Below are 22799 nucleotides of genomic sequence, written 5' to 3' on the forward strand. Positions count from 1 at the left end.
CCAGATCAGGAAAGCACCGGCATGGTCGATTCTCCTGATTCCGGCGAGGGGCCGGGCTGGTTGGTCGTCCTTCCGGACTGCGCTTCGGCGGCCCGGGTGGCTGCCGCGCTCCGCACCCGGAGGGTCCAGGAGGTCAGCCACCCATCGGGACGGCCGTGGCTGCTCGGCCGCTGGGCCATCGATGCCCTGGCCGTCGGCGAGGCGGGCCGGACGAAGATCGCAGTCGTCGGTGAACACGCCATCACCCCCGACCGGCTCGGCTTCGCGGCCGGCCGCGTCGACACCCTCTCCGGCCTGGACGGTCTGGCCCGTGGCATGGCCGGGAGTTCCCATCTGATCGCCTCGGTCACCGGACGGGTGCGTGTCCAGGGCAGCCTCACCGGCTTTCGCCGGGTGTTCCACGCCAGGATCGGTGACGCCACCGTGGCCGCGGACCGGGCCGACGTCCTGGCCGCCCTGCTCCACGCGGACGTCGACGAGCAGCGCCTGGCGGCCCGCCTGCTGAATCCGTGCGCCCCCCACCCGCTGGCCGGCGAGCCGGTGTGGCGAGAGGTGAGCACCGTGGGAATCGGCCACTACCTGGCGCTCGACACCGACGGCCGGGGACGGCCCGTCGCATGGTGGGCCCCTCCCGAGCCGGTGGTGCCGATGGCCGAGGGCGCGCCGGCGTTGCGGGAGGCGCTCTCGACGGCGGTGGAGGTCCGCGTCCGGGGACGGGACCTGGTGAGCTGCGACCTGGGCGGGCTGGATTCGACCTCGGTGTGTGCTCTGGCCGCACGCGGCACGGCGAAGGTCATCGCCTACACCGCCGACGGCCTCGACCCCCTGTGCGACGACGTGACCTGGGCCCGCCGGACGGTCGCGGGACTGGGCGGCGTCGGACACCACGTCATCGCCGGAGACCGGTTGCCGATGGTGTTCGAGGGCCTTCGGGAGGTGGACGAACGCTTCGACGAGCCGTGCCCGGCGATGATGCATCCCAGCCGCTGTCTGGTCATTCCACGGCTGGCCGCGGCACGGGGCTCCCGCATGCACCTGACGGGCTTCGGCGGGGACGAGTTGCTCGCCGGTTCACCCGCGCATCTGCACACGCTGATACGAACCCACCCCAGGACCGCGTGGCAGCGCCTGCGCGGCTTCGCCGCCCAGGGCCCGTGGCCGTATCGGGAAACGCTCCGGCAGCTGTGGGACAACAGTTCCTACCGCGCCTGGCTCGCCCGAGCCGGCGAGCTGCTCACCGACGTACCACCCCCCTTGGAGGCGCCCGCGCTGGACTGGGGGACGCCACCGCGGCTCCCCCCATGGGCGGCACCGGACGCCGTCGAGGCCGTACGAGAGCTGATCCGCACCGCGGCGCGTACCGCCGAACCACTGGCCGAGCGGCGCGGACAGCACATCGAGCTGGAGGCCATGGGAAACAACGCCCGCATGGTCAGGCAGGTGGGGCAGCTGGCCACCCGCACCGGGCTCACCCTCGCCGCGCCCTACTACGACGACCGCGTGATCGAAGCGGGCCTGGCGGTACGGCCGCAGGACAGGATCTCCCCCTGGCGGTACAAACCGCTCATCGTCGAGGCGATGCGCGGCATCGTTCCCGACGAGAGCCTGACCCGCCACACCAAGGACGAGGGCTCGTACGAGGCGGAGGCCGGGATGCGGGAGCAGCGTGGCGAATTGCTGGCCCTGTGCGAGGACTCCCGGCTGGCCCGGGCGGGCTTGATCGACGCGGAGGTGTTGCGCGAGACGTGCGGTCGGCCGCTGCCCCCGACCCTGCCGTTCGACGCGCTGTACCAGACCGTGGTGTGCGAGCTGTGGCTCCGCACACTGGAGCTGGAGAGGGCCGATGGCATTCAAGCTGCGTGAGGGTGTGTTCACGGCAGAGACGGACTACGGAATCGCGCTCCTCGACGAGGACCGCGACCAGTACTGGACGCTCAATCCCAGCGCCGCCCTCACCTTGCGGACCTTGCTGGACGGCGGCACCGAAGCAGCTGCCGCGCGCAAGCTCAGCGAGGAGTACGCGGTGGACATCGGCACCGCGCAGCGGGACGTCCGGGAGCTGGTCGGCGAGCTGCGTTCGGCAGGCCTGGGCGAGGACGACTCCGGCCGTGGGGCGCACGGCCGATGGCCGCACGGACGCGGCCGACGGGCGGGGAGGAGTCGGCGATGACCTCGCCGGAGGCGATCTTCCACGACCCGCGTTCGGTGCCCCTGCGGCGCCGGATCCCGGTCCGGCTCGCCGTCGGCGCCGCGCGGCTGCTGGCCCACCGACGCCCACGGCGCATCAGGACGGTGCTGGAGTGGCTGCGCCGGGGCGCCCGTCCGGCCACCCTCGAACAGACCCGCTCCGCCCGGGACTCCGTCGTCGCCGTCAGCCTGGCGTGCGGAGGGCGGGAAGGGTGCCTGCCCCGGTCCCTGGCCACCATCCTGCTGTGCCGCCTGCACGGCCAGTGGCCGACCTGGTGCGTGGGCGCGCGGCGTCTGCCGCCCTTCGGTGCGCACGCCTGGGTGGAGGCGGAAGGAGTGCCGGTGGGAGAGAACCACCCGCCCGACTACTTCCGCCCTCTGTTCACCGTGCCCTGCGCCCCTGGTTCCGTCAGCCGCGAGGCCGTGGTCCATGAAGCCCGACGCGACGGATGAGACCGTGGAGCGGAGCCGGACCGCCCCGTGGGAATTTCTGCGCCTGCTGCACGGCCACCGGCGGTGGGTCGCCCTCGCCGTCCTGCTGACACTCGGGGCCTCGGCTCTGAGCCTGGCCCAGCCGCTGCTGGTCAAGCGCGTGATCGAGTCGACCGCGTCCGGCACCGCGATCGGCCCCGCCCTGGCCCTGCTCGTCGTCCTCTTCCTCGCCCAGGCGCTGGTGCAGGGCCTCGCCCAGTTCGTCCTGGCCCGCACGGGCGAAGGAATCGTCCTGGGCATCCGGCTCGGCCTGATCAAGCACGTGCTGCGGCTGCCCATGGCCGTCTACGACCGCCACCGCATCGGCGACCTGATCTCGCGCACCAGCACCGACAGCACGACCTTGCGGCTGCTCGTCGCGGAGGGATTCACCGAAGCGATCACGGGTGCGATCGGACTGATCGGCATCGTGGTGCTGATGATCTGGCTCGACTGGCTGATGTTCCTTGTCGTGCTGGGCATGGTGGCGATCGCCGCCGTGATCGTCGTCTCGGTGCTGCACGGCATCGAGGTGGCGTCGCTGTTCACGCAGCGGGCGACGGGCGCGATGACCGCTGATCTGGAGCGCGCGCTCGGTGCCATCCGCACCGTCCGGGCCAACCGCGCCGAGCAGCGCGAGACCGACCGCATCGCGGGGGGAGCCAGATCGGCCTACGTGGGAAGCGTGCGCATGGCGAAGCTGGACGCCGTGGTGGCACCGGCGATCCAACTGGCCGTCAAGGGATCGTTCGTCGTCGTGCTGCTCATCGGCGGCGTGCGCGTCGCCGACCGGCAGGGGTCCGTCGCCGACCTCGCCGCCTTCCTGCTGTACATGATCTACCTGGTGGAGCCGATCGGCATGCTCTTCCAGTCGCTCAGCACCATGGAGCAAGGCGTCGGGGCGTACCGCAGGGTCACGGAAGTGCTCGAGCTGCCCGCGGAGCAGGACGCCGTGTCAGCAGCCGGGGCTCCGGCGGCCGGCCCGGCGGCCGGCGGCAGCGCCCGGCCGCCACCGCCCGCGCTGGAGTTCCGCGACGTGTGGTTCGGCTACGAACCACGACGCCCCGTCCTGCGCGGCGTGACCTTCGAAGCGCCGAAGCACTCCCATGTCGCCCTGATCGGCAGCTCGGGAGTCGGCAAGTCCACCGTGTTCGCGCTGATCGAGCGGTTCTACGACCCGGACCGCGGCCACATCCTCTTCGGCGGCCGTGACATACGGGAGACCGGCCGAGCCGAACACCGGGCCCGGGTCGGTCTGGTGGAACAGCATGCCCCGGTGCTGTACGGCACGCTGCGGGAGAACCTGACCTACGCCGTTCCGGACGCCGGGCCGGAGGAGCTGGACCGGGTGGTCGAGCTGGCACACCTCACGGACCTGATCGCCCGACTGCCGGAGGGGCTGGAGACCGACGCCGGGGAGCACGGCATGGCGCTCTCCGGCGGCGAGCGCCAGCGGATCGCGATCGCCCGGGCCCTGCTGGCCCGGCCGCGCCTGCTCCTGCTGGACGAGCCGACCGCCCATCTGGACGCGGTCAGCGAAGCGGCGCTGCGCAGGTCGATGCGGGAAACGGCGCGCGAGTGCACGCTGCTGGTGATCGCGCACCGCATGTCGACCATCCGCGCCGCGGACCTGATCGTCGTCCTCGACGCCGGCCAGGTCGTCGCCACGGGCAGCCACGGGGAGCTCCTCGACAGCAGTGAGCACTACAGGTCGCTCCTCCGCGCCCAGCAGCCCGGGGATCTCCGCGTGCCGCGCACGGCAGACCTGAAGGGCGGAGCCGGATGACCGAGAAGCCGGCCCTCAGAAACCCAGCTTGCGCAACTGCCGGGGATCCCGCTGCCAGTCCTTCGCGACCTTCACATGGAGGTCGAGAAAGACCGGCGTACCCAGCAGCGCCTCGATCTGCTTGCGGGACTTGATGCCGACCTCCTTCAGGCGCTTGCCCTTGGGGCCGATGATGATGCCCTTCTGGCTGGGGCGCTCGATGTAGACGAAGGCGTGGATGTCGAGCAGGGGCTTGTCGGCGGGCCGGTCCTCGCGGGGCAGCATCTCCTCGACGACCACGGCGATGGAGTGCGGCAGCTCGTCGCGGACGCCCTCCAGCGCGGCCTCCCGGATCAGCTCCGCGATCATGACCTGCTCGGGCTCGTCGGTCAGGTCGCCCTCGGGGTAGAGCGCCGGGCCCTCCGGCAGGAGGGGGACGATCAGGTCGGCCAGCAGGTTCACCTGCTGGTCGCCGACCGCCGACACCGGGACGATCTCCGCCCACTCGAAGCCGAGCTCCTTGCCGAGCTGGTCGATCGCGATGAGCTGCTCGGCGAGCGTCTTGCCGTCCACCAGGTCGGTCTTGGTGACGATCGCGATCTTCGGCGTCTTCTTGATGGACGCCAGTTCCTTCGCGATGAAGCGGTCGCCGGGGCCGAGCTTCTCGTTCGCCGGCAGACAGAAGCCGATCACGTCCACCTCGGCCCACGTCGTGCGCACGACGTCGTTCAGCCGCTCGCCCAGGAGCGTGCGCGGCTTGTGCAGTCCCGGGGTGTCGACCAGGATCAACTGCGCGTCCGGGCGGTGCACGATGCCCCGCACGGTGTGCCGCGTCGTCTGCGGCTGGTTCGCCGTGATCGCCACCTTCTGGCCGACCAGAGCATTCGTGAGGGTGGACTTGCCCGCGTTGGGACGGCCCACGAAGCAGGCGAAGCCAGCCCTGTGGACAGCTTCGGCCGACTCTTCGGATGACTGGGTACGAACGCTCATGGCGCCCATTCTCCCTGATCCACAGACCCCCGCCGCACAGGCGCCCGAACGCCGCCCGGCCCGTGAGCTCCCGGAAACCCTCACGCAACGAAACGTCACGGAAACACACCCGTACGCAACCGGAAACGGACGCCGGTGAACCTCTGACGAGCCCCCGGAGCCCCACCCCGTTGGAGACACCGTGTCCTTGGCCGCCGCAAGCGCCGACACCGGCGACACCGCCTGGCTGCTCGCCGCCACCGCCCTCGTTCTGCTGATGACTCCCGGCCTGGCCCTCTTCTACGGCGGCATGGTCCGTACGAAGAGCGTGCTCAACATGCTGATGATGAGCTTCGTGTCGATCGCCCTGGTGACGGTGGTGTGGCTGGCGGCCGGGTTCTCCCTCACCTTCGGCGAGGACGCCGCGGGCGGGCTGATCGGCGGCCTCGAGCACATCGGCATGAGCGGCCTCGGCCCGGACAGCGTCCAGGGGACCGTCCCCACCCTCCTCTTCGCCACCTTCCAGCTCACCTTCGCGATCATCACGGCCGCGCTGGTCAGCGGCGCGGTCGCCGACCGGGCGAAGTTCGGGGCGTGGCTGGTCTTCGTACCGGTGTGGGCGCTGCTCGTATACGTTCCGGTCGCGCACTGGGTGTGGGGCCCGGGTGGCTGGATCCTCGACAAGCTGGGTGCCCTGGACTTCGCCGGCGGTCTGCCCGTCGAGATCGTCTCCGGCGCCTCCGGGCTCGCGTTGTGCCTGGTCCTGGGCCCGCGCCTGGGCTTCAAGAAGGACTCCATGCGCCCGCACAACCTGCCCATGGTGATGCTGGGCGCCGGTCTGCTCTGGTTCGGCTGGTTCGGCTTCAACGCCGGCTCCGCCCTCGGCGCCAACGGCCTCGCGGCCGCCGCGTTCCTCAACACCCTCGCCGCGGGCTGCACCGGCCTGCTCGGCTGGCTCTTCGTCGAGCAGAAGCGCGACGGCCACCCCACCACCCTGGGCGCCGCGTCCGGCGCGGTCGCGGGCCTGGTCGCCATCACCCCGTCCTGCGGCTCGGTCTCCCTGCTCGGCGCCCTGGTCGTCGGCCTCACCGCCGGCGCCGTCTGCTCCTACGCCGTCGGCTGGAAGTTCAAGCTCGACTACGACGACTCCCTCGACGTCGTCGGCGTCCACCTGGTCGGCGGTGTCATCGGCACGCTCCTCATCGGCGTCTTCGCCGTCGACTCGATGACCGGCGGCGCCGAGGGCCTCCTCTACGGCGGCGGCCTCGCCCAGCTCGGCAAGCAGGTGGTGGCCGTGGTCGTGGTGGCGGTGTACGCGTTCGCCGTGACGTACGGCATCGGCAAGCTGATCGACGTCACGATGGGCTTCCGCGCGAGCGAGGAGCAGGAGCGGACCGGCCTGGACCTTACGGTGCACGCCGAGACGGCCTACGATCACGGGGTCCTGGGCCACGGCGCCCCGGTCTCCTCCTCCGTCGTCCCCCACGCCCAGAAGGTCACCCCCCAGGCATGAAGCTCATCACCGCGATCGTCAAGCCGTACCGCCTCGACGAGGTCAAGAACGCCCTGCAGGAGCTCGGCGTGCACGGCCTGACCGTGAGCGAGGCCAGCGGCTACGGCCGGCAGCGCGGCCACACCGAGGTGTACCGCGGCGCCGAGTACCAGGTGGACCTGGTGCCCAAGGTCCGTATCGAGGTCGTCGTCGAGGACGCGGACGCCGAGGCGGTCATCGACGCGGTCGTGAGGGCCGCGCACACCGGCAAGATCGGCGACGGGAAGGTGTGGTCGCTGCCCGTCGACACCGTCGTACGGGTGCGGACGGGCGAGCGCGGGCCGGACGCGCTGTAGGTCGCGCCCGGCCCGGCCGGGATCAGTCGAACACGAACGGGCCCGGCGACTGCGGCCCCGTCGCCGTGCAGGTGATGGTGATGCCGAAGACGGTCATCTTCAGCGAGCCGCCGAAGGCCTCCAGGCTGTCGCCGGAGGCCACGGTGCCGCTGAGGGGGCCGACCTCGACGGGGGCACCGGCGGCCATCGCCGGATTCTCCGTACCGGCGAAGACGACGGTGCCGCCGCCGGACTTCACCAGGGTGAGCGAGGACGCGATCGAGTCCGCGCCCAGGGCGATCGGCGCGGTGATCGCCGAGGACTTGACGGTGACGGTGGCGGCCGTGCCGTTCTGCGTGGCCGTGAGCGTGGCCTCGCCACTGCCGAAGGTGCCGCAGTCCGCGCTGATCGTCGCCGTCTGGGGGGTGACGGCGAGCGCCGCGGGGGCGAAGGCGAGCCCGCTGACCGCGAGGGCCCCGGCCGCCAGTGCCGCACCTGCTCCGATTCGCTTGCATCTCATGGGATTCCGGCTCCGTTTCCGTGGGGGGGGTGGACCGCTCGGCACATGGATGCGGACACACTGCCGAGAGTCGAACCTGACGGTCCGTCGGAACTGACGGTTCCATTGATGCGTGTGGGGCAGGCGGCGGCAAGGTTGAAATCTGGCCTAATTACCGCCGGTTACATCGAAGTTCGGCCAACCCGTCAACCAGCGGTCACGGTGGTCCTGACCGTCCCGTCGGGCCCGGCCACCAACACCGGCGTCCCCGCGCCGCCGAGGTCCCGTACCGCCGCCCGGTCCTCCGCGGCCGCGGTCTCCGCCTCGGTCACGACCGCCGCCGCCTCCAGGGACGTCGCCCCCGAGGCCACCGCCATCGCCACCGCCGTCTGCAGGGCACTGAGCTTCAGGGAGTCGAGGGCCACGGTCCCCGCGACATACGTACGTCCGGTCTCGTCCCGTACGGCCGCCCCCTCGGGCACGCCGTTGCGGGCCCGCGCGGAACGGGCCAGGGTGACGATCTTGCGGTCCTCGGGGTCGAGCGCGCTGCTGTCGGTCATGATCCGAGCATACGTAGCGGCCGCCCCGGCCCGGTCTCAGGGACGGTCTCAGGGACGGTCCAGACGGAGGCGGTCCGCTCGCGGCAGGCCCGCGACGACGAGGTCGTAGGAGTCCTCGATGAGCTCCCGGACCAGCCGGTCCGGGAGTTCGCCGTCGGCCGTGACCGTGTTCCAGTGGCGCTTGTTCATGTGCCAGCCGGGAACGACGAGGCCCTCGTGCTCGCCGCGCAGCCGGACCGCGTCGTCCGGGTCGCACTTGAGGTTGACCTTCAGGGGCCGCTCGTCGAGATGCGACAGGGCGAACAGCTTGCCCTGGACCTTGAAGACCGAGATCTCCGGGCGGAACGGGAAGTCCTCCACCGCCGCGTTGAAGGACAGGCAGAACGCGCGCAGCTCCTGCGGGGTCATTCCGGCGTCTCCTCCTGAGCGGCGTCCGCCGGCTCCACCGGCTCCGCGAGCACCGTCACGATCTTGTTGCGGCGGCCGGCCGCGGCCTCCGCCGTCAGCCGCAGTTCCCTGCCGTCGGGCAGGCCGACCACGGACGACGCACCCGCGATGGGAACCCGGCCCAGTGCCTTGGCCAGCAGCCCGCCGACCGTCTCGACGTCCTCGTCGTCGAACTCCTCCAGGCCGTACAGATCGCCCAGGTCGCCGATGTCGAGCCGGGCGGTGACCCGGAAGCGGTCCTTGCCGAGATCCTCCACCGGGGGCAGCTCGCGGTCGTACTCGTCGGTGATCTCGCCGACGATCTCCTCGAGGATGTCCTCGATGGTGACGATGCCGGCGGTGCCTCCGTACTCGTCGACGGCGACGGCGACGTGGTTGCGCTCCTTCTGCATCTCGCGCAGCAGGTCGCCCGCGTTCTTGGTGTCGGGCACGAAGAACGCCGGGCGCATCGCCGTGGACACCTGCTCGGACTCGGCGTCGCGGCTGATGTGTGTCTTGCGGACCAGGTCCTTCAGATACACGATCCCGACGATGTCGTCCTCGCTCTCACCGGTCACCGGGATGCGGGAGAAGCCGGAGCGCAGGGCGAGGGTGAGGGCCTGGCGGATGGTCTTGAAACGCTCGATGACCACCAGGTCCGTGCGCGGGACCATGACCTCACGGACGAGGGTGTCGCCCAGCTCGAAGACCGAGTGCACCATGCGGCGCTCCTCGTCCTCGATGAGGGACTCCTTCTCGGCGAGGTCGACCAGCGCGCGCAGCTCCGCCTCGGAGGCGAAGGGGCCGCGGCGGAAGCCCTTGCCGGGGGTGAGCGCGTTGCCGATGAGGATCAGCAGCGAGGGGATCGGGCCCATGATCCTGGCCAGGGGCACCAGGACGTACGCCGAGACCGTCGCCGTGTTCAGCGGGTGCTGGCGGCCGATGGTGCGCGGGGACACGCCGACGGCGACGTACGACACGAGGACCATGACCGCGATGGCGACCAGGAGGGCCTCGGTGGTGTTGTCGAACTCCATCAGGCAGCCGTAGGTGATCAGCGCGGCGGCGGCCATCTCGCAGGCGACGCGCACCAGCAGCGCCACGTTCAGATAGCGGGTCGGGTCGGAGGCGACCTGGGAGAGCTTGGCGCTGCCGCGGCGCCCGGAACGCACGGCCTCCTCGGCACGGAAGCTGGAGACCCGCGCGAGGCCCGCCTCCGCACAGGCGGCGAGCCAGGCCACGACGACCAGGGCGACCGCGCCCAGGGCGAGTTGCGGATTCATCGGCCGGCTCTACGAGACCGTCGGCGCCGGGGACGGGCCGGTCAGGCCCCGCTCCGAGCGCCAGCCGTCCACGATGGCCGCCTGGAGGCCGAACATCTCGGCCTTCTCGTCCGGCTCCTCGTGGTCGTAGCCCAGCAGGTGCAGCACTCCGTGGACGGTGAGCAACTGGAGCTCCTCGTCCATGGAGTGCTGCGTGTCGGCCTCGGCTCCCTGCTTGGTGGCGACCTCGGGGCAGAGCACGATGTCGCCGAGCAGCCCCTGCGGCGGCTCGTCCTCGTCCTTGGACGGCGGGCGCAGCTCGTCCATCGGGAAGGACATGACATCCGTGGGGCCGGGGAGGTCCATCCACTGGATGTGGAGCTGCTCCATGGCGTCGGCGTCCACGACGATCACCGAGAGCTCGGAGAGCGGGTGGATGCGCATCCGTGCGAGTGCGTAGCGGGCGATGTCGAGGATCGCCTGCTCGTCGACCTCGGTGCCGGACTCGTTGTTGACGTCGATCGACATGGTGTTGTGCTTGTCTACTTCCCCTTGTGCACGGACTTGCCGCGGCTCTTGTGCCCGCCGTTCTGGGTGCCGTGCTTGGTGTCGTACTGCTCGTACGCGTCGACGATACGGCCCACCAGCTTGTGCCGGACCACGTCCTGCGACGACAACCGGGAGAAGTGGACGTCGTCCAGGCCCTCCAGGATCTCCTGCACCTGCCGCAGACCGCTCTTGGTGCCGTCCGGGAGGTCGACCTGCGTCACGTCACCCGTGATCACGATCTTCGACTCGAAGCCGAGGCGGGTGAGGAACATCTTCATCTGTTCGGGGCTCGTGTTCTGGGCCTCGTCCAGGATGATGAAGGCGTCGTTGAGGGTCCGGCCACGCATGTACGCCAGCGGCGCGACCTCGATGGTGCCCGCCGCCATCAACCGCGGGATCGAGTCCGGGTCGAGCATGTCGTGCAGCGCGTCGTAGAGCGGGCGCAGATACGGGTCGATCTTCTCGTAGAGCGTGCCCGGGAGGAAGCCGAGGCGCTCTCCGGCCTCGACCGCCGGGCGGGTCAGGATGATGCGGTTGACCTGCTTGGACTGCAGGGCCTGCACCGCCTTGGCCATCGCCAGGTATGTCTTGCCGGTGCCGGCGGGGCCGATGCCGAAGACGATGGTGTGCTTGTCGATCGCGTCCACGTAGCGCTTCTGGTTGAGCGTCTTGGGGCGGATCGTGCGGCCTCGCGAGGACAGGATGTTCTGCGTGAGCACCTCGGCCGGGGTCTCCTGGCCGTCGCTCTCCCCGTTCTCGCTCGCCTTGAGCATGGCGATCGAGCGTTCCACTGCGTCCTCCGTCATCGGCTGCCCGGTGCGGAGCACGAGCATCATCTCGTCGAACACGCGCGAAATGAGGGCGACGTCCGCTGGGTCGCCGACCGCGCTGATCTCGTTGCCCCGGACGTGGATGTCGGCCGCCGGGAAGGCCTTCTCGATCACGCGCAGGAGGCTGTCGCCGGACCCCAGCACGGTCACCATGGGGTGCTGGGCGGGGACGGTGAACTGCGCTCTCGCCTGCTCCTGCGCGGGGGTGTGAGCTGTGGGTGTCTGAGTCATGGGCCGGCGCTTAAGGCCTGCGGTTCCTCCTCGTCACGGCCGCGTAGCTGAGGGCGGCCTCGCGATTCCAAGGGTACGACGGAGCACTGACAAGGCCGTAGGGCTTTTAGGGGTGGGGTTGGAAACGGGGGCGACAGTTCCCCGTAACCGGAGCCCCGAGCAGGCCTGGACATCACGCCGAGCGCCTGAAGCCGATCGTGGGAACGGCCCGCCGCAACGGCCAGGGTCTGACCAGCTTCTCCGGCACCAGCCCCGCCAGGAACCCGTACCGTCGCAGCGCCGTCGGCGACTGTCCCTGGACCGACTGCACCTTCCGCCACCACGCCGCGATCTCCGACCACCCCGGCGCGGACAACGACCCGCCGAACTCCTGCACCGACAGCGCCGCGGTCAGCCCGGCGAAGGCCAGCCGGTCCGCGAGCGGCCAGTCCGCCAGGGTGCCGGTGACGAACCCGGCGACGAACACATCACCGGCCCCCGTCGGGTCGAGGGCTTCGACCTCGATGGCCGGCACCTCCGCCGTCTCCCCCGTACGCCGGTCCACCGCGTACGCCCCGTCCGCCCCGAGCGTGACCACCGCGAGCGGCACGTACTCGGTCAGGGCGTGCGCCGCGGCCCGCGGGCAGTCGGCGCCCGTGTAGCGCATGGCCTCCTCCGCGTTCGGCAGGAAGGCCTCGCAGTGCCGCAGGTCGGGCAGTGCCGCCAGGTCCCACGCGCCGGTGTCGTCCCAGCCGACGTCGCCGAAGACCCGGGTGCCCTTGCTCGCGGCCTGGGCGATCCAGGGCGCGCTCACGCCCGGTGCGAGGGAGGCGACGGCGGCACGGGCGCGGGGCGGGCACTCGGGGGCCGGTTCCTCCGGGGGCGGCTCATGGCCGTGCGAGACCATCGTGCGCTCCCCCTCGTAGGCCATGGAGACGGTCACCGGGGAGTGCCAGCCGGGCACCGTGCGCGACGGGGAGAGGTCGATGCCCTCGCCGTGCTCCAGGGCGTCCCAGCAGTAGTCGCCGTAGTGGTCGTCGCCGAAGGCCGCCGCGAGGGACGTCCTGAGGCCGAGGCGGGCCAGCGCGGTCGCCATGTTGGCGACGCCGCCGGGGCTCGACCCCATCCCGCGCGCCCAGGACTCGGTCCCGCGCACCGGGGCGGAGTCGAGCCCGGTGAAGATGATGTCCAGGAAGACGGTGCCGGTGAGATAGACGTCCCAGGGCGGGTCGTCCGGCACGCGCAGCGGGGCGAGGGGATCGACCTGGGTCTGGCGGTGCGATCCCTTTCTCGGGCCCTTTCCGGCCGGGGCGGTGGACGCGATCACGGTGCGCTCCCTGACGTGGTGCGGATCAGGCCAGTCTGCACCACACCACCGACAACGTGACGCCGATCACGCAGTCATGCCCTACCAGCGGGGCATAGAGGGCGTCACCCACTCGGGGTCGGCGATCCGCATGGCCGCCGCGTCGTCGCGGTCCCGCAGCGCGCCGTCGTCGTCCAGCCACCGCCGGTGCAGTACGGCGAGGCGCTCGCGGTCGAGCTCGACGCCGAGCCCGGGCGCGTCCGGCACCGCGACCTTGCCGCCCTCGAAGGTCAGCCGCTCGGTGAGGACGTCCTCCGACTGCCAGGGGTAGTGGGAGTCGCAGGCGTGGTGGAGGTTCGGGACGGTGGCCGCCACGTGGGTCATCGCGGCGAGCGAGATGCCCAGGTGGGTGTTGGAGTGCATCGACACGCCGACCCCGAAGGTCCGGCAGACGGCGGCGAGCTGCTGGGTGTTGCGCAGGCCGCCCCAGTAGTGGTGGTCGGAGAGGACGACCTGAACGGCGCCCTTGGTGAACGCCTCCTTGATCTCGGCGAACGTCGTCACGCACATGTTGGTGGCCAGCGGCACCCCGGTCCGCTCGGCGACCTCGGCCATGGCGGGGGTGCCGAGCGCGGGGTCCTCCAGGTACTCCAGGACCTCCCCGAGCTCCCGGGCCACCTCGACCGACGTCTCGAGGGACCAGGCGCCGTTGGGGTCCAGCCGCAGCGGATGCCCCGGGAACGCCTCGGCCAGTGCCCGTACGGCCGCGATCTCCTCGTCGGGCGGGAATACGCCGCCCTTGAGCTTGAAGGAGGTGAAGCCGTAGCGCTCCTTGAACCGGCGGGCCTGTTCCACCACGCCCGCCGGGTCGACGGCGGCGCCCCAGTCGTCCTTCTCGGCCGGGATGCCCTCCGGGTGGTCGGCCCACTTGTAGAACAGGTAGGCGCTGTACTCGACGGCGTCGCGCACCTTGCCGCCGAGCAGCGCGTGCACGGGCAGTCCGAGCGCCTTGCCGAGGGCGTCGAGGCAGGCGACCTCGAAGCCGGAGACGACGGAAAGCCGCAGCTTGTCGGCGGTCTGGACGCCGCGCAGCCCGCCGACGTCGACGGCGTTCTCCACCCGGGAGCGGTCCACGGCGACCTGGTCCGCGAGCGTGAACAGCCCGTTCAGATCGCTGACCTGGTGCCCCTTCAGCCGCTCGGCGAAGGGGCGGGCCAGCTCCAGGTACTTGGCATCGCCGTAGGTCTCCCCCACGCCCGTGATCCCGTCGGCCGTGACGACCTCGACGATCAGCCGGGGCGTGTACGGCTGGTGCACGCCCTGCGTGTTCAGCAGCGGCGGGTCGGCGACCAGGATCGGCGTCAGCCGTACGTCCGTGATGGCGAGGTTCACCGGGTGGCTCCTACGAGGTCGAGGCCGGCGCTCAGCAGGGAGGAGAGCTCGGCGAGGTCGCGGTCGGAGGGGTCGGTGAGCGGGGCGCGTACCGGCCCGACCCGGTGGCCGCGCAGCCGGGCCGCCGCCTTCACCAGCGACACGGCGTATCCGGGGACGCGGTCGCGCAGTTCGACGAGCGGGACGTAGAAGTCGCGCAGCAGCTTGTCGACCGTGCCGTGGTCGCCGTCGCGCAGGGCGGCGAAGAAGGCGTCGGCGATCTCGGGGGCGAAGGCGTGGACGGCGGAGGAGTAGGCGGGGACGCCGACGGTGGCGTAGGCGCGGGCCTGGATCTCGGCGGTGGCGGCACCGTTGAAGAACAGGAAGTCCTCGGGGGCGGCGAGCGTGAGGCGCTGCAGCCGGTCGAGGTCGCTGTGGCCGTCCTTGAGGCCGATGACGTTCGGCAGGGCCGCGATGCGCTTGAGCGACTCGGCGGTGAAGGCGACCTGGCCGCGCTGGTAGGCGATCAGCGGCAGCCGGGTGCGGGCGGCGATCTGTTCCAGCTGGGCGACCAGACCGTCCTGCGGGGCGGCGACGAGGTAGTGCGGCAGCACGAGGAGCGCGTCGGCGCCTGCCTCCTCGGCGATGCGCGCGAAGCGGACGGCCTGCGCCCAGCCGTACCCGATGCCGGCCACGACGGGAACGCGGCCCGCCGCCTCCTCGACGGTGAGGGTGACGACCTGGCGGTACTCGTCCTCGTCCAGCGAGAAGAACTCGCCGGTGCCGCAGGCGGGGAAGACGGCGCCGGGCGAGGCGGCGAGGCGCTCCGCGACGTAGGCGCGGAAGCCGTCCGGGTCGAGGGTGCCGTCGTCGCGGAAGCTGGTCAGCGGGAACGACAGCACGCCACCGGCCATGCCGTCCCGCAGCCGCCGCGCGACCGCTTCCGGTCCAGCGCCAGCGCTCACGGTCATCTCCTTATGTAGACATCATTTATATATGAGAATGGCGGTTGAGTACGCGAACGTCAACCGCCCGGGGCCGCCCGATTACGATCGGCTCATGTCAGACACAGGGGGCGTCCGCGAAGTGAAGTCCGCGGCGCGCACGGTCGAGCTGCTGGAACTCCTCGCGGCACGCGGCGACCGCCCGGCCCGGCTGCAGGAGCTGGCCGACGAACTCGGCGTGCCGCGCAGCTCGATGTACGCGCTGCTCCAGACCCTGATCTCGCGCGGCTGGGTACGCACCGACGTCACCGGCTCCCTGTACGGCATCGGCATCCACGCCCTGCTCGCCGGCACGAGCTACCTCGACACCGACCCCCGGGTCCGGGCCGTACGGCCGTATCTCGACGAGGCGTCCGAGGCGCTCGGCGAGACCATCCACATGGGGCGCCTGGACGGCCGGGACGTGGCCTATCTGGCGACGCGGGAGTCGCACGAGTACCTGCGCACGATCAGCCGGGTGGGGCGCCGGCTGCCCGCCCACGCCGGAGCACTGGGCAAGGCGCTGCTCGCGGAGCGCCCGGACGTGGAGCTGCCCGAGGGGCCGTACGAGGCGCTGACCCCGAACTCGCACACGAGCCGGGAGTCCCTGGCGGCCGACCTCGCGCGGGTCCGGGCCCGCGGTCACTCCGTGGACCGGGAGGAGGGCGTGAGCGGGATCGTCGGCTTCGGTTTCGCGCTGCGCTACGACTCCCCCGCGCTGGACGCGATCAGCTGCTCGGTGCCGGTCGCCCGGCTCACTCCGGAGCACGAGGAGCGGATCGTCGCCGTGATGCGGGAGATCCGGGCGAAGGCCGAGGCGACGGTTCCGGCGGGGGCCGGAGCGGTGCACTGGCGTTAGCGAGAACACCCGCGCCACCTGGCGAAAGGCGTTCGTTTACCCGGGCTTCACCGCACCAAACGCAACGTGCTCCAGATCACACCTTCTCGGTTCACGCGTTCGACTACTTGCTTGATACAAATTGCCCGCGCGTTCCTGTCCGTCGACGGTCGTCGCCCCTCCCCCCTCTTCCCGCTCCTTTCGCATGCCCTGGGAACGCCCGTGTTCGCCCCCCGCACCACACCCTGGCCCCTCGTTGCCCTTTTCACGGCCGGGTACCTCGCTCCGTATCTGCTGCCGACCACCGTCGGCAGGCTCGACTCGGACCTTCCGCTCTCCGCCACACAGGCCGGCGCCGTCGGCAGTGCGCTGCTGCTGAGTTCGGCCGCCGCCGGATTCGTCCTGGCCTCACGGGTCGAACGGATCGGTGCCCGCACCCTCGCCCGGATCGGTCTCGCCCTGGCCGTGTTCGGCTACGGCGGTGCCTCGCTCACCACCGCCGTCCCGGCCGTCGTCGCCGGGGCCGTCCTCGGCGGGTTCGGCTCCGGCACGGCCACCACCGTCGCCGCCACCCTCATCGCCGGGCAGCGGGATCCGCACCGGGCCTCCACTGCCGGACTGCTCACCGTCTCCGCCCTCGCGGGTGCCGTGTATCTGACGGTCCCGCGCCTCGGCCCGGGGCACGGCCTGCCGCTGGCCGCGATCGCCCTCACGGCCCTGGTCGTATGGCCGCTGACCGGCCGCCTCCCCGCCGGTGCGCCCGCCGCGCCCACCCGGCATCACAAGGCCCGGTTGCCGCACGCCCGTTCGGGACTGGTGCTGGCCGCCGCCATGCTGTGCTGGTCGCTCGCCCAGAACTCCCTGTGGGGCGTGAGCGGACGGATCGGTCTTGACCAGGCCCACCTCGGCGAAGCCACCGTCGGTGCCGTGTTCGCCCTGGGACTGGGCGCCGGACTGACCGGGGTCCTGGCGGCGGGCGCGCTCGGCGCCCGCCTGGGACGTGCCGTTCCCATCGGGGCGGGCACGGTCCTCATCGCCGGCTGTATCGCGCTCAGCGCGTCCTCGACCGACCTGACGAGCTTCGCGACCGGCGAGATCGCCTGGAACACGCTGTACCCGGTGGTGCTGTCGTATCTGATCGGGCTCGCCGCCTCGCTCGACCCGCGCGGCCGCTGGGCGGTACTGGTCGGCTCGGCGTCCTCGCTGGGCACGGCCGCCGGACCGCTCACCGGCAGTGTGCTGTCGGCGCAGGCCGGGTTCCCGGCCATGGGCGCGGTCCTCGGCGCCGGCCTGCTGGTGATCGCCCTGCCGATGACGGCCGTCGCCCTGCACACCGGCGGGCGCCCGCTGCTGCCCGGCGCGATCCGCCGCCGCGGCGGCCACCCGGCCGCCCTGGTCGCCGCCACCACCGGCACGCCCTCCGGCGCGATCCCCGAGATCGGTGCCCCGGAACAGCCGGTTGTGGAGATCGCCATGGAGGCCGCGGCCGTTCCGGCCCAGCGGGCCTACGACCAGGCAGGACCCCGGCAGGCGGGTGCCTCACCGGGGTCCGGAGCCCGGTAGGTCAGCCGAGGGTGCCGCCCGTGCGGGCGCGCCGGTACACGAACCAGCCCGTCGCCGTGAGGGCCGCCGCCAGCGCGGCCACCGTCAGGACGGTGACGCCGGTGGAGGCGAGGCTGCCGGAGGCCCCGGCGGCCGACGTCCCGGTACCGCCACCACCGGTACCACCGGAGCCGCCCGTCGTGCCGGTGCCACCGTCCGTGCCACCGCCTCCGGTGCCACCGCCGGTGCCGCCCCCGGTACCCCCGCCCTTTCCGTCGTCGGTGTCCACCGGGTCCTGGCCGACGAAGGCGACCGGGACCTTGACGTCCTGGGAGCGGTCGCCGGAGAGGGTGTGGTCGGCACGGGTGGCCAGGACGCAGGTGGCCTTGAAGCAGTCCGTGTACTCGTCCTTGGCGTCCACCGTCAGCTCGACCTCGAAGGTGCCGCCCTTGCCGTACGGGATCGCCAACTCCTCGCCGTAGTCGGGCGGGTCGGAGGAGATCCACGCCGAGGAGTGCGAGGTGCCGGACATGTCGACGCCGCCGATGCACGGGGTGGGCAGTTCGCCCTCGCCGTTGTCGACGCACAGGGCGACGTAGACGCCCTTCTTCATGTCGTAGCCGGAGCCGGTGATCTTGAGGGTCTGGTCCTCGGTGGAGAGGTGGTTGACCGGGGTGACGGTGAGCTTCTGCCCCTCCGGACCGGTCACGGTCTTCGTGCCGGACGGCTCGGTGTCCTCGCCGCCGTCGCCGCCCCCGGGGCCGCCGCCCCCGGCCTCCTTGACGGTCAGGGTGATCGGGGAGGTGCGGGTGGTGCCGGCGGTGTTCTTGAACTCGGCGCGGTACCGGTAGCCGTTCTGCCCCGACCGCACCGTGAAGGAGTAGGAGGTGCGCGTCGCACCCTCGATCGCGGACCAGGTCTGGCCGCCGTCGGTGCTGACCTGCCAGCGCACGGTCGGTTCCGGGGTGCCCTGGGCCGCCGCCACGAAGGTGACCTTGTCGCCCGGCGCCACTGTCTGGTCGGTCGGGGACTGGGTGACCTTCGGCGAGACACGGCGGTCGAACCGGAGGACCGAACTCTCCGCCTGGTGGGTGAGATAGACGGAGCCGGCACCCGGGGTGACGGCCACACCGCCGAAGCCGCCCGCGAGGCTGCCGGGCAGGGCGACGGGCACGGCCGCCTGCTCGAAGGCGGTGCTGTCGTACACCTCCAGGACGCCGTTGTTGTCCGCGCCGTCCTCCGCGCTGCCGTAGTCCTCACGGAGGACGAAGGCCTCACCCGTGGTCTTGTCGAAGGCGACCGCGGTGGGCCGGTCCTTGCCCTTGAGGGTCGTCAGGAGCTTCGCGTTCTTGTCGAAGACGAGCACCGAAGAGCCCGTCCCCACCCAGACGTTGCCGGTCTCGGGGTCCACCTCGACGAAGGCGAGGATCTCCGCGGGCAGGGCCGCCTCCGCGGTCACGGTGAGGGCCCCGGCGTCTATACGGCGGAGCTTGCCGCCGGTGGTCTCGGCGGACCAGAGGGTCTTGCGGGCGGTGTCGGCCGCGAGGTCGCCGCCGCCGTCGAGGGTGACCGTCCGCCTGACGGCCCCGGTGGCGGTCTCCACCTCGGACAGGGCGGCGCCCTGGGAGATCAGGACGGTGTCGGCGCCGGTGCCCGGAGCGGCCCCGGTGACCGCGCCGCCGGGCGGCCAGACGCCCTTCGCAGCCGTGTCGCCGTCCTTGGCGGTGCCGATGCCGCGCACCGGGTACTGGAAGACGACCCCGTCACCGGCGAGCGGGGCGATGATCCGCTGCACCGCGCGGGGCTGCATCGTGCCGGTGGAGCCGGGGGCCTGGGCGACATGGCTGAGCAGCTTGCCGTCCTCGGGGTTCAGGACGTACAGGCCCGCCTCGTTGACGTCGGCGGTGTCGGGGATGTTGTCGGAGCCGACGTACAGCTTCTTGGAATCGGGGTGCAGCAGCAGGGCGTTGGGGCGGCCTACGGTGGTGATCTCGGCGGAGCGCGTGTAACTGACGGTTCCGGCCGGGACGTCCACGCCGTCGCCGTCGCCGCCACCGGGCTCCTGGCCCTTGAAGGTGATCGGGATCCGGACGTCCTGGGAGCGGTCGCCGGCGGCCCGGTGATCGACGCGGGTGACGACCGAGCAGCGGACCTGGGCGCAGTCGAGGCCGCCGTCCTTGGCCATGGCCTCGATCTCGACGTCGAAGGTGCCTCCGTCGCCGAAGGTCTCGGTGAGCGGGCCCTCGTTGGCATCGCCCTCGGGGACGATCCACTTCGAGGCGCCGCTGCCGCCGCTCTGGTCGGCGCCGCCCAGGCAGGGGGTGGGGATGCGGTTGTCGCCGTTGTCCTTGCACACGGCGACGTAGATGCCCTTGGCGGTGCCGTAGCCGGAGCCGGTGACGCGCAGGGTCTCGCCGTCCGGGTCGAGGTTCGCGGAGGCGGAGACCGTGAGCTTCTGGCCGTTCTTGCCGAGGGCCGTCCTCGGGGTGTCGGCGGCCTGCGCGGCGGTGCCGGCGCCCACGGCGACCGAGGCGGCCACCAGGGCGGCGACGCCGAGCAGCGCCGCCGGGCGTCTGTGATGCATGAGCGGTTCCTCACGTGGTCGGGTGGGCCCGTACGGACGCCGAGGGCCGGGCCCCGGAGTGCCCCGGGGCCCGGCCTGGCGGTGCGTCAGTCAGCCGTCACTGGAAGGTGACCGGGACGTGGACGTCGTACTTGCGGTCGTTGCCGTCGAAGTGGTCGGCGCGGGTGACGATCGCGCAGGTGACGTCGTCGCCGCAGACCTGGCCGTTGTCGAGGGTGGCCTTGACGAAGATGTTCACGTCGAAGGTGCCGCCGGTGCCGAACTTGGAGCTGTTGGCGAACATCCCGCCGAAGGTGTTGTTCACCCAGTGCGAGGCACCGGTGGAGCCGCTCTCGTCCTGGCCGCCCAGACAGGGGGTCGGCTTGGCGGCCCCCGGAGCGCCCGAGACCACGCACAGGCCTACGTAGATGCCCTGACCCGGGTTGAAGCCGGAGCCGGTGACATTGATGACCTGACCGGCCGCCGAGGCCGTGTTCGGCGCGGTCACCGACAGGTTGTACGTGGTGCCGCCGTCGGTGATCGTGCGGGTCGAGGTGGCGGCGGAGGCCGAGCCGGCCAGGCCCAGGGTGAGGGCGGCGGATGCGGCGGCGGCCACGCCGGCACGGGCGGCGATACGAGCGGAGAAGGCGGATCTCATGGGGGTACGAGCCCTTTCTCGTCGGTCGACCTCGTTGGTCGACAGCGAGCAAAGATTAGGTAAGCCTTACCTAAGTATGCAAGAGTCAGTTCGCGGTACGCACCGTGAACTGCGCTACAGCGGCGCCCTGTTGTGCGGTCACGGCCGACAACTCGACCGTGTGCCCGCCCTCGACGGCCGTGGCGTACACCGGGAAGGCGCGGGCGACACGACCCTCCTCGTCGGCCACCGCCTGGTATCGGGTGTCGCCGTCGATCGCGACGAGCACGACCGCGCCGGGCGCAAAGCCTTCGCCGGTGACCCGCTGTTCCTCGCCGGGAGCGAGTGCGGAGTGCGCGACGGAGGCCACGGGGGCGCTCATTCGCTCCCGCTGAGGTTGGGGCGCGGGAGTGTCCGGGGCCGTGGGGGTCGGCGACGGCGGCGACGGTACGTCACCGGAAGCACCGCCCCCGGCCCCGGTCCCGGCCGTCACGTCCAGCACCCCCAGCGCGTCCCCCGACGCGAACTGCTCCCCGCTCCAGTCGGACAGCAGCCCCGCCCCCTCGTCCGTGAGGGACGCCCGCAGCCCGGTCCAGGTCATCCCGCCCGCGCGTACGGCGGGTTCGGCGCCGCCCGCCGCGATCTCGGCCAGCGTCACCTCCTGAGCGCGGCCGTCGCGTACGGCCCGGACGTGCAGCGCACCGCCGCCCCCGCCTCCGTCCCCGCCGCCAGTCAACTCCAGCCGCAGGCCGCCCAGGACGAGCGGGTCGCCCGGGTCGCCCGGGGCGGCGGACCGTTCGAGACGGGCGATGCCGCCCAACTCGACCTCCGCCGCCCCGGTTCCGGGATCCGCGCCGCCTCCCGTCGCCGGGAACCAGGACCGATCGGCCGCCCCCTGTACGGCCGGTCGGTCCGTGGTCAGCGCGATGCCTCTGCCGGTGAGGCCGGGCGCGGCCGTGTTCCAGCTCGCGTACCCTCCGGACACCCCGCGCGGAAGGGCCTCACCCTCCCGCGCTGCCGCAGCGCCCGGCGACAGCACCGCGAACAGAGCGGTGCCGACGGCCAGGGCGACGGCGCCGGGTCTTTTCGCCATCTTCGTATCCCCTTCCGGGACATGCCGTGCCTGGACGGCAGTCGAGTCAGCTCACGTCCGCGCGCCCGGCGGTCCGGCGCCGGCGCGCCCAGAACCAGGTACCGGCGCCGGCCGCGACCAGCCCGGCGGCGGTGAGCCCGAGCGGCAGCGCGGCGGAGCCGGTACTGGCGAGCGGGCCGCCGGAGCCCTTGTCGCCGCCGCCATCGGAACTGACCACGCCACCCCCGCCGGTCGCGCTCGCCCCGGCCGTGTCGCTCGGCGTGGCCGACGCACCGCCGTCCCCGGACGAGCCGCCGCCGAAGGTCACCGGCACCCGGACCGTCTGGCTCTGGTCGCCACCGCGCGTGTGGTCATTACGCGTGATGACGGCGCAGGTCACGCCGGTCTTCGTGCAGTCGGTGTTGGCGTCCTTGGCGCGCACCTTGAGCTTCACGCTGAAGGTGCCGTCATGCCCGCTGCCGCCGTACGGCTTCGCCAGCCCGTCCCCGTACGAGGGCGGGTCGGCGGAGATCCAGGCCGAAGCGCCGGACTCGCCGGACATGTCGACGCCGCCGACACAGGGAGTGGGGGTCTTGCCCGGCCCGTTGTCCACGCAGAAGGCGACGTAGATGCCCTTCTCCGTGTTGTAGCCGGAGCCGGTGACGGTCACCGTCTCACCCGCCGATTTCAGGCCGGAGGACTTGGAGACGGTGAGTTTCTGTCCCTCGGGACCGGTCGCCGAACCACCGGCGGCAACGGCCGGAGCGGCAACCGGGACGAGCAGGGCGGCGACGGCCCCCACGATCCCCCAAGCTCCCCGATGTCGGGCAACTCCTTTGCGGCGCAGGCGAGTTGACGATGGCATGAAACACCCCCACCAAGGTTTATTAAGGTGAGCCTAACCTAAACTAACCGTCAATTGTGCGTCGCGA

22 protein-coding genes are annotated in these 22799 nt (G+C 71.8%); 8 read left to right on the forward strand and 14 right to left on the reverse strand.

Annotated features, from left to right (window positions below):
* The first annotated feature begins 21 nt into the window (after nt 1-21).
* Genes ACFT32_RS25580 through ACFT32_RS25595 form a run of 4 tightly spaced genes read left to right on the forward strand, consistent with a single transcriptional unit; the run spans nt 22 to nt 4444 of the window.
* Nucleotides 22-1863 carry a lasso peptide isopeptide bond-forming cyclase gene (locus tag ACFT32_RS25580; RefSeq protein WP_382493470.1) on the forward strand — a complete coding sequence of 614 codons (1842 nt, stop codon included), beginning with the start codon at nt 22-24 and terminating at the stop codon, nt 1861-1863.
* Entirely contained in the window at nt 1844-2170 is a 327-nt protein-coding gene (locus ACFT32_RS25585) for a lasso peptide biosynthesis PqqD family chaperone (protein ID WP_382493473.1), read from the forward strand. The genes ACFT32_RS25580 and ACFT32_RS25585 overlap by 20 nt, the downstream gene beginning before the upstream one ends.
* Nucleotides 2167-2640: a lasso peptide biosynthesis B2 protein gene (locus ACFT32_RS25590; protein ID WP_382493476.1), complete on the forward strand. Its 474-nt coding sequence runs from the start codon at nt 2167-2169 to the stop codon at nt 2638-2640. The genes ACFT32_RS25585 and ACFT32_RS25590 overlap by 4 nt, the downstream gene beginning before the upstream one ends.
* The gene (locus tag ACFT32_RS25595) at nt 2618-4444 is read left to right on the forward strand and encodes an ABC transporter ATP-binding protein (protein ID WP_382493479.1); all 1827 of its coding nucleotides are present in this window, start codon (nt 2618-2620) and stop codon (nt 4442-4444) included. The genes ACFT32_RS25590 and ACFT32_RS25595 overlap by 23 nt, the downstream gene beginning before the upstream one ends.
* A 15-nt stretch (nt 4445-4459) precedes the next feature.
* Here the strand turns inward: ACFT32_RS25595 and era are convergent, their stop codons facing one another.
* Nucleotides 4460-5422: a GTPase Era gene (gene era, locus ACFT32_RS25600; protein WP_382493482.1), complete on the reverse strand. Its 963-nt coding sequence runs from the start codon at nt 5420-5422 to the stop codon at nt 4460-4462.
* A 172-nt stretch (nt 5423-5594) separates the two neighbouring features.
* Between era and ACFT32_RS25605 the strand changes: the two genes are divergently transcribed.
* Together ACFT32_RS25605 and ACFT32_RS25610 are read left to right on the forward strand one after the other, a co-directional pair.
* On the forward strand, nt 5595-6905 hold the full coding sequence (locus ACFT32_RS25605; protein WP_382493485.1) for an ammonium transporter: 1311 nt from the start codon (nt 5595-5597) through the stop codon (nt 6903-6905).
* Complete coding sequence (locus tag ACFT32_RS25610) at nt 6902-7240, forward strand: P-II family nitrogen regulator (protein WP_382493488.1); 339 nt, start codon at nt 6902-6904, stop codon at nt 7238-7240. Before ACFT32_RS25605 ends, ACFT32_RS25610 begins: the two co-directional genes overlap by 4 nt.
* A gap of 22 nt (nt 7241-7262) precedes the next feature.
* On the opposite strand, the gene ACFT32_RS25615 is transcribed toward ACFT32_RS25610, so the two are convergent.
* The 9 genes from ACFT32_RS25615 to ACFT32_RS25655 all read right to left on the reverse strand — a co-directional run bounded on the left by ACFT32_RS25615 (nt 7263) and on the right by ACFT32_RS25655 (nt 15203).
* Complete coding sequence (locus ACFT32_RS25615; RefSeq protein ID WP_382493491.1) at nt 7263-7739, reverse strand: hypothetical protein; 477 nt, start codon at nt 7737-7739, stop codon at nt 7263-7265.
* 185 nt (nt 7740-7924) lie between these two features.
* Nucleotides 7925-8278: a cytidine deaminase gene (locus ACFT32_RS25620; RefSeq protein ID WP_382493493.1), complete on the reverse strand. Its 354-nt coding sequence runs from the start codon at nt 8276-8278 to the stop codon at nt 7925-7927.
* Between the two features lie 48 nt (nt 8279-8326).
* The gene (locus tag ACFT32_RS25625; RefSeq protein WP_382493496.1) at nt 8327-8686 is read right to left on the reverse strand and encodes an MmcQ/YjbR family DNA-binding protein; all 360 of its coding nucleotides are present in this window, start codon (nt 8684-8686) and stop codon (nt 8327-8329) included.
* Nucleotides 8683-9987: a hemolysin family protein gene (locus ACFT32_RS25630; protein WP_382493497.1), complete on the reverse strand. Its 1305-nt coding sequence runs from the start codon at nt 9985-9987 to the stop codon at nt 8683-8685. The genes ACFT32_RS25625 and ACFT32_RS25630 overlap by 4 nt, the downstream gene beginning before the upstream one ends.
* Nucleotides 9988-9996: 9 nt before the next feature.
* A complete protein-coding gene (gene ybeY / locus ACFT32_RS25635) occupies nt 9997-10494 on the reverse strand; it encodes an rRNA maturation RNase YbeY (protein WP_184592507.1) in 498 nt (165 codons plus the stop codon).
* A gap of 14 nt (nt 10495-10508) precedes the next feature.
* On the reverse strand, nt 10509-11576 hold the full coding sequence (locus tag ACFT32_RS25640) for a PhoH family protein (RefSeq protein ID WP_184592509.1): 1068 nt from the start codon (nt 11574-11576) through the stop codon (nt 10509-10511).
* Between the two features lie 172 nt (nt 11577-11748).
* Entirely contained in the window at nt 11749-12882 is a 1134-nt protein-coding gene (locus ACFT32_RS25645; protein ID WP_382493502.1) for a carbohydrate kinase family protein, read from the reverse strand.
* Nucleotides 12883-12963: 81 nt separating this feature from the next.
* On the reverse strand, nt 12964-14253 hold the full coding sequence (locus ACFT32_RS25650; protein WP_382493504.1) for a glucarate dehydratase family protein: 1290 nt from the start codon (nt 14251-14253) through the stop codon (nt 12964-12966).
* The gene (locus ACFT32_RS25655; protein ID WP_382493507.1) at nt 14250-15203 is read right to left on the reverse strand and encodes a 5-dehydro-4-deoxyglucarate dehydratase; all 954 of its coding nucleotides are present in this window, start codon (nt 15201-15203) and stop codon (nt 14250-14252) included. The genes ACFT32_RS25650 and ACFT32_RS25655 overlap by 4 nt, the downstream gene beginning before the upstream one ends.
* An 88-nt stretch (nt 15204-15291) precedes the next feature.
* Here ACFT32_RS25655 and ACFT32_RS25660 point away from each other — a divergent pair, with 88 nt between their 5' ends.
* Both ACFT32_RS25660 and ACFT32_RS25665 read left to right on the forward strand, forming a co-directional pair.
* Nucleotides 15292-16074, forward strand: a complete 783-nt coding sequence (locus ACFT32_RS25660; protein WP_382493510.1) for an IclR family transcriptional regulator — start codon at nt 15292-15294, stop codon at nt 16072-16074.
* Between the two features lie 201 nt (nt 16075-16275).
* Nucleotides 16276-17616 carry an MFS transporter gene (locus ACFT32_RS25665; RefSeq protein WP_382493513.1) on the forward strand — a complete coding sequence of 447 codons (1341 nt, stop codon included), beginning with the start codon at nt 16276-16278 and terminating at the stop codon, nt 17614-17616.
* Nucleotide 17617: 1 nt separating this feature from the next.
* Here the strand turns inward: ACFT32_RS25665 and ACFT32_RS25670 are convergent, their stop codons facing one another.
* The 4 genes from ACFT32_RS25670 to ACFT32_RS25685 all read right to left on the reverse strand — a co-directional run bounded on the left by ACFT32_RS25670 (nt 17618) and on the right by ACFT32_RS25685 (nt 22669).
* Nucleotides 17618-20179, reverse strand: coding sequence for an immunoglobulin I-set domain protein (locus ACFT32_RS25670; RefSeq protein WP_382493516.1), 2562 nt, complete (start codon nt 20177-20179; stop codon nt 17618-17620).
* A 97-nt stretch (nt 20180-20276) separates the two neighbouring features.
* A complete protein-coding gene (locus ACFT32_RS25675; RefSeq protein WP_382493519.1) occupies nt 20277-20816 on the reverse strand; it encodes a hypothetical protein in 540 nt (179 codons plus the stop codon).
* 85 nt (nt 20817-20901) lie between these two features.
* Complete coding sequence (locus ACFT32_RS25680; RefSeq protein WP_382493522.1) at nt 20902-21888, reverse strand: hypothetical protein; 987 nt, start codon at nt 21886-21888, stop codon at nt 20902-20904.
* 46 nt (nt 21889-21934) lie between these two features.
* A complete protein-coding gene (locus ACFT32_RS25685) occupies nt 21935-22669 on the reverse strand; it encodes a hypothetical protein (RefSeq protein WP_382493524.1) in 735 nt (244 codons plus the stop codon).
* Nucleotides 22670-22799 lie beyond the last annotated feature (130 nt).

The sequence above is a fragment of the Streptomyces sp. NPDC057002 genome (assembly GCF_042673825.1).
In the GTDB taxonomy this organism is placed as follows: Bacteria; Actinomycetota; Actinomycetes; order Streptomycetales; family Streptomycetaceae; genus Streptomyces.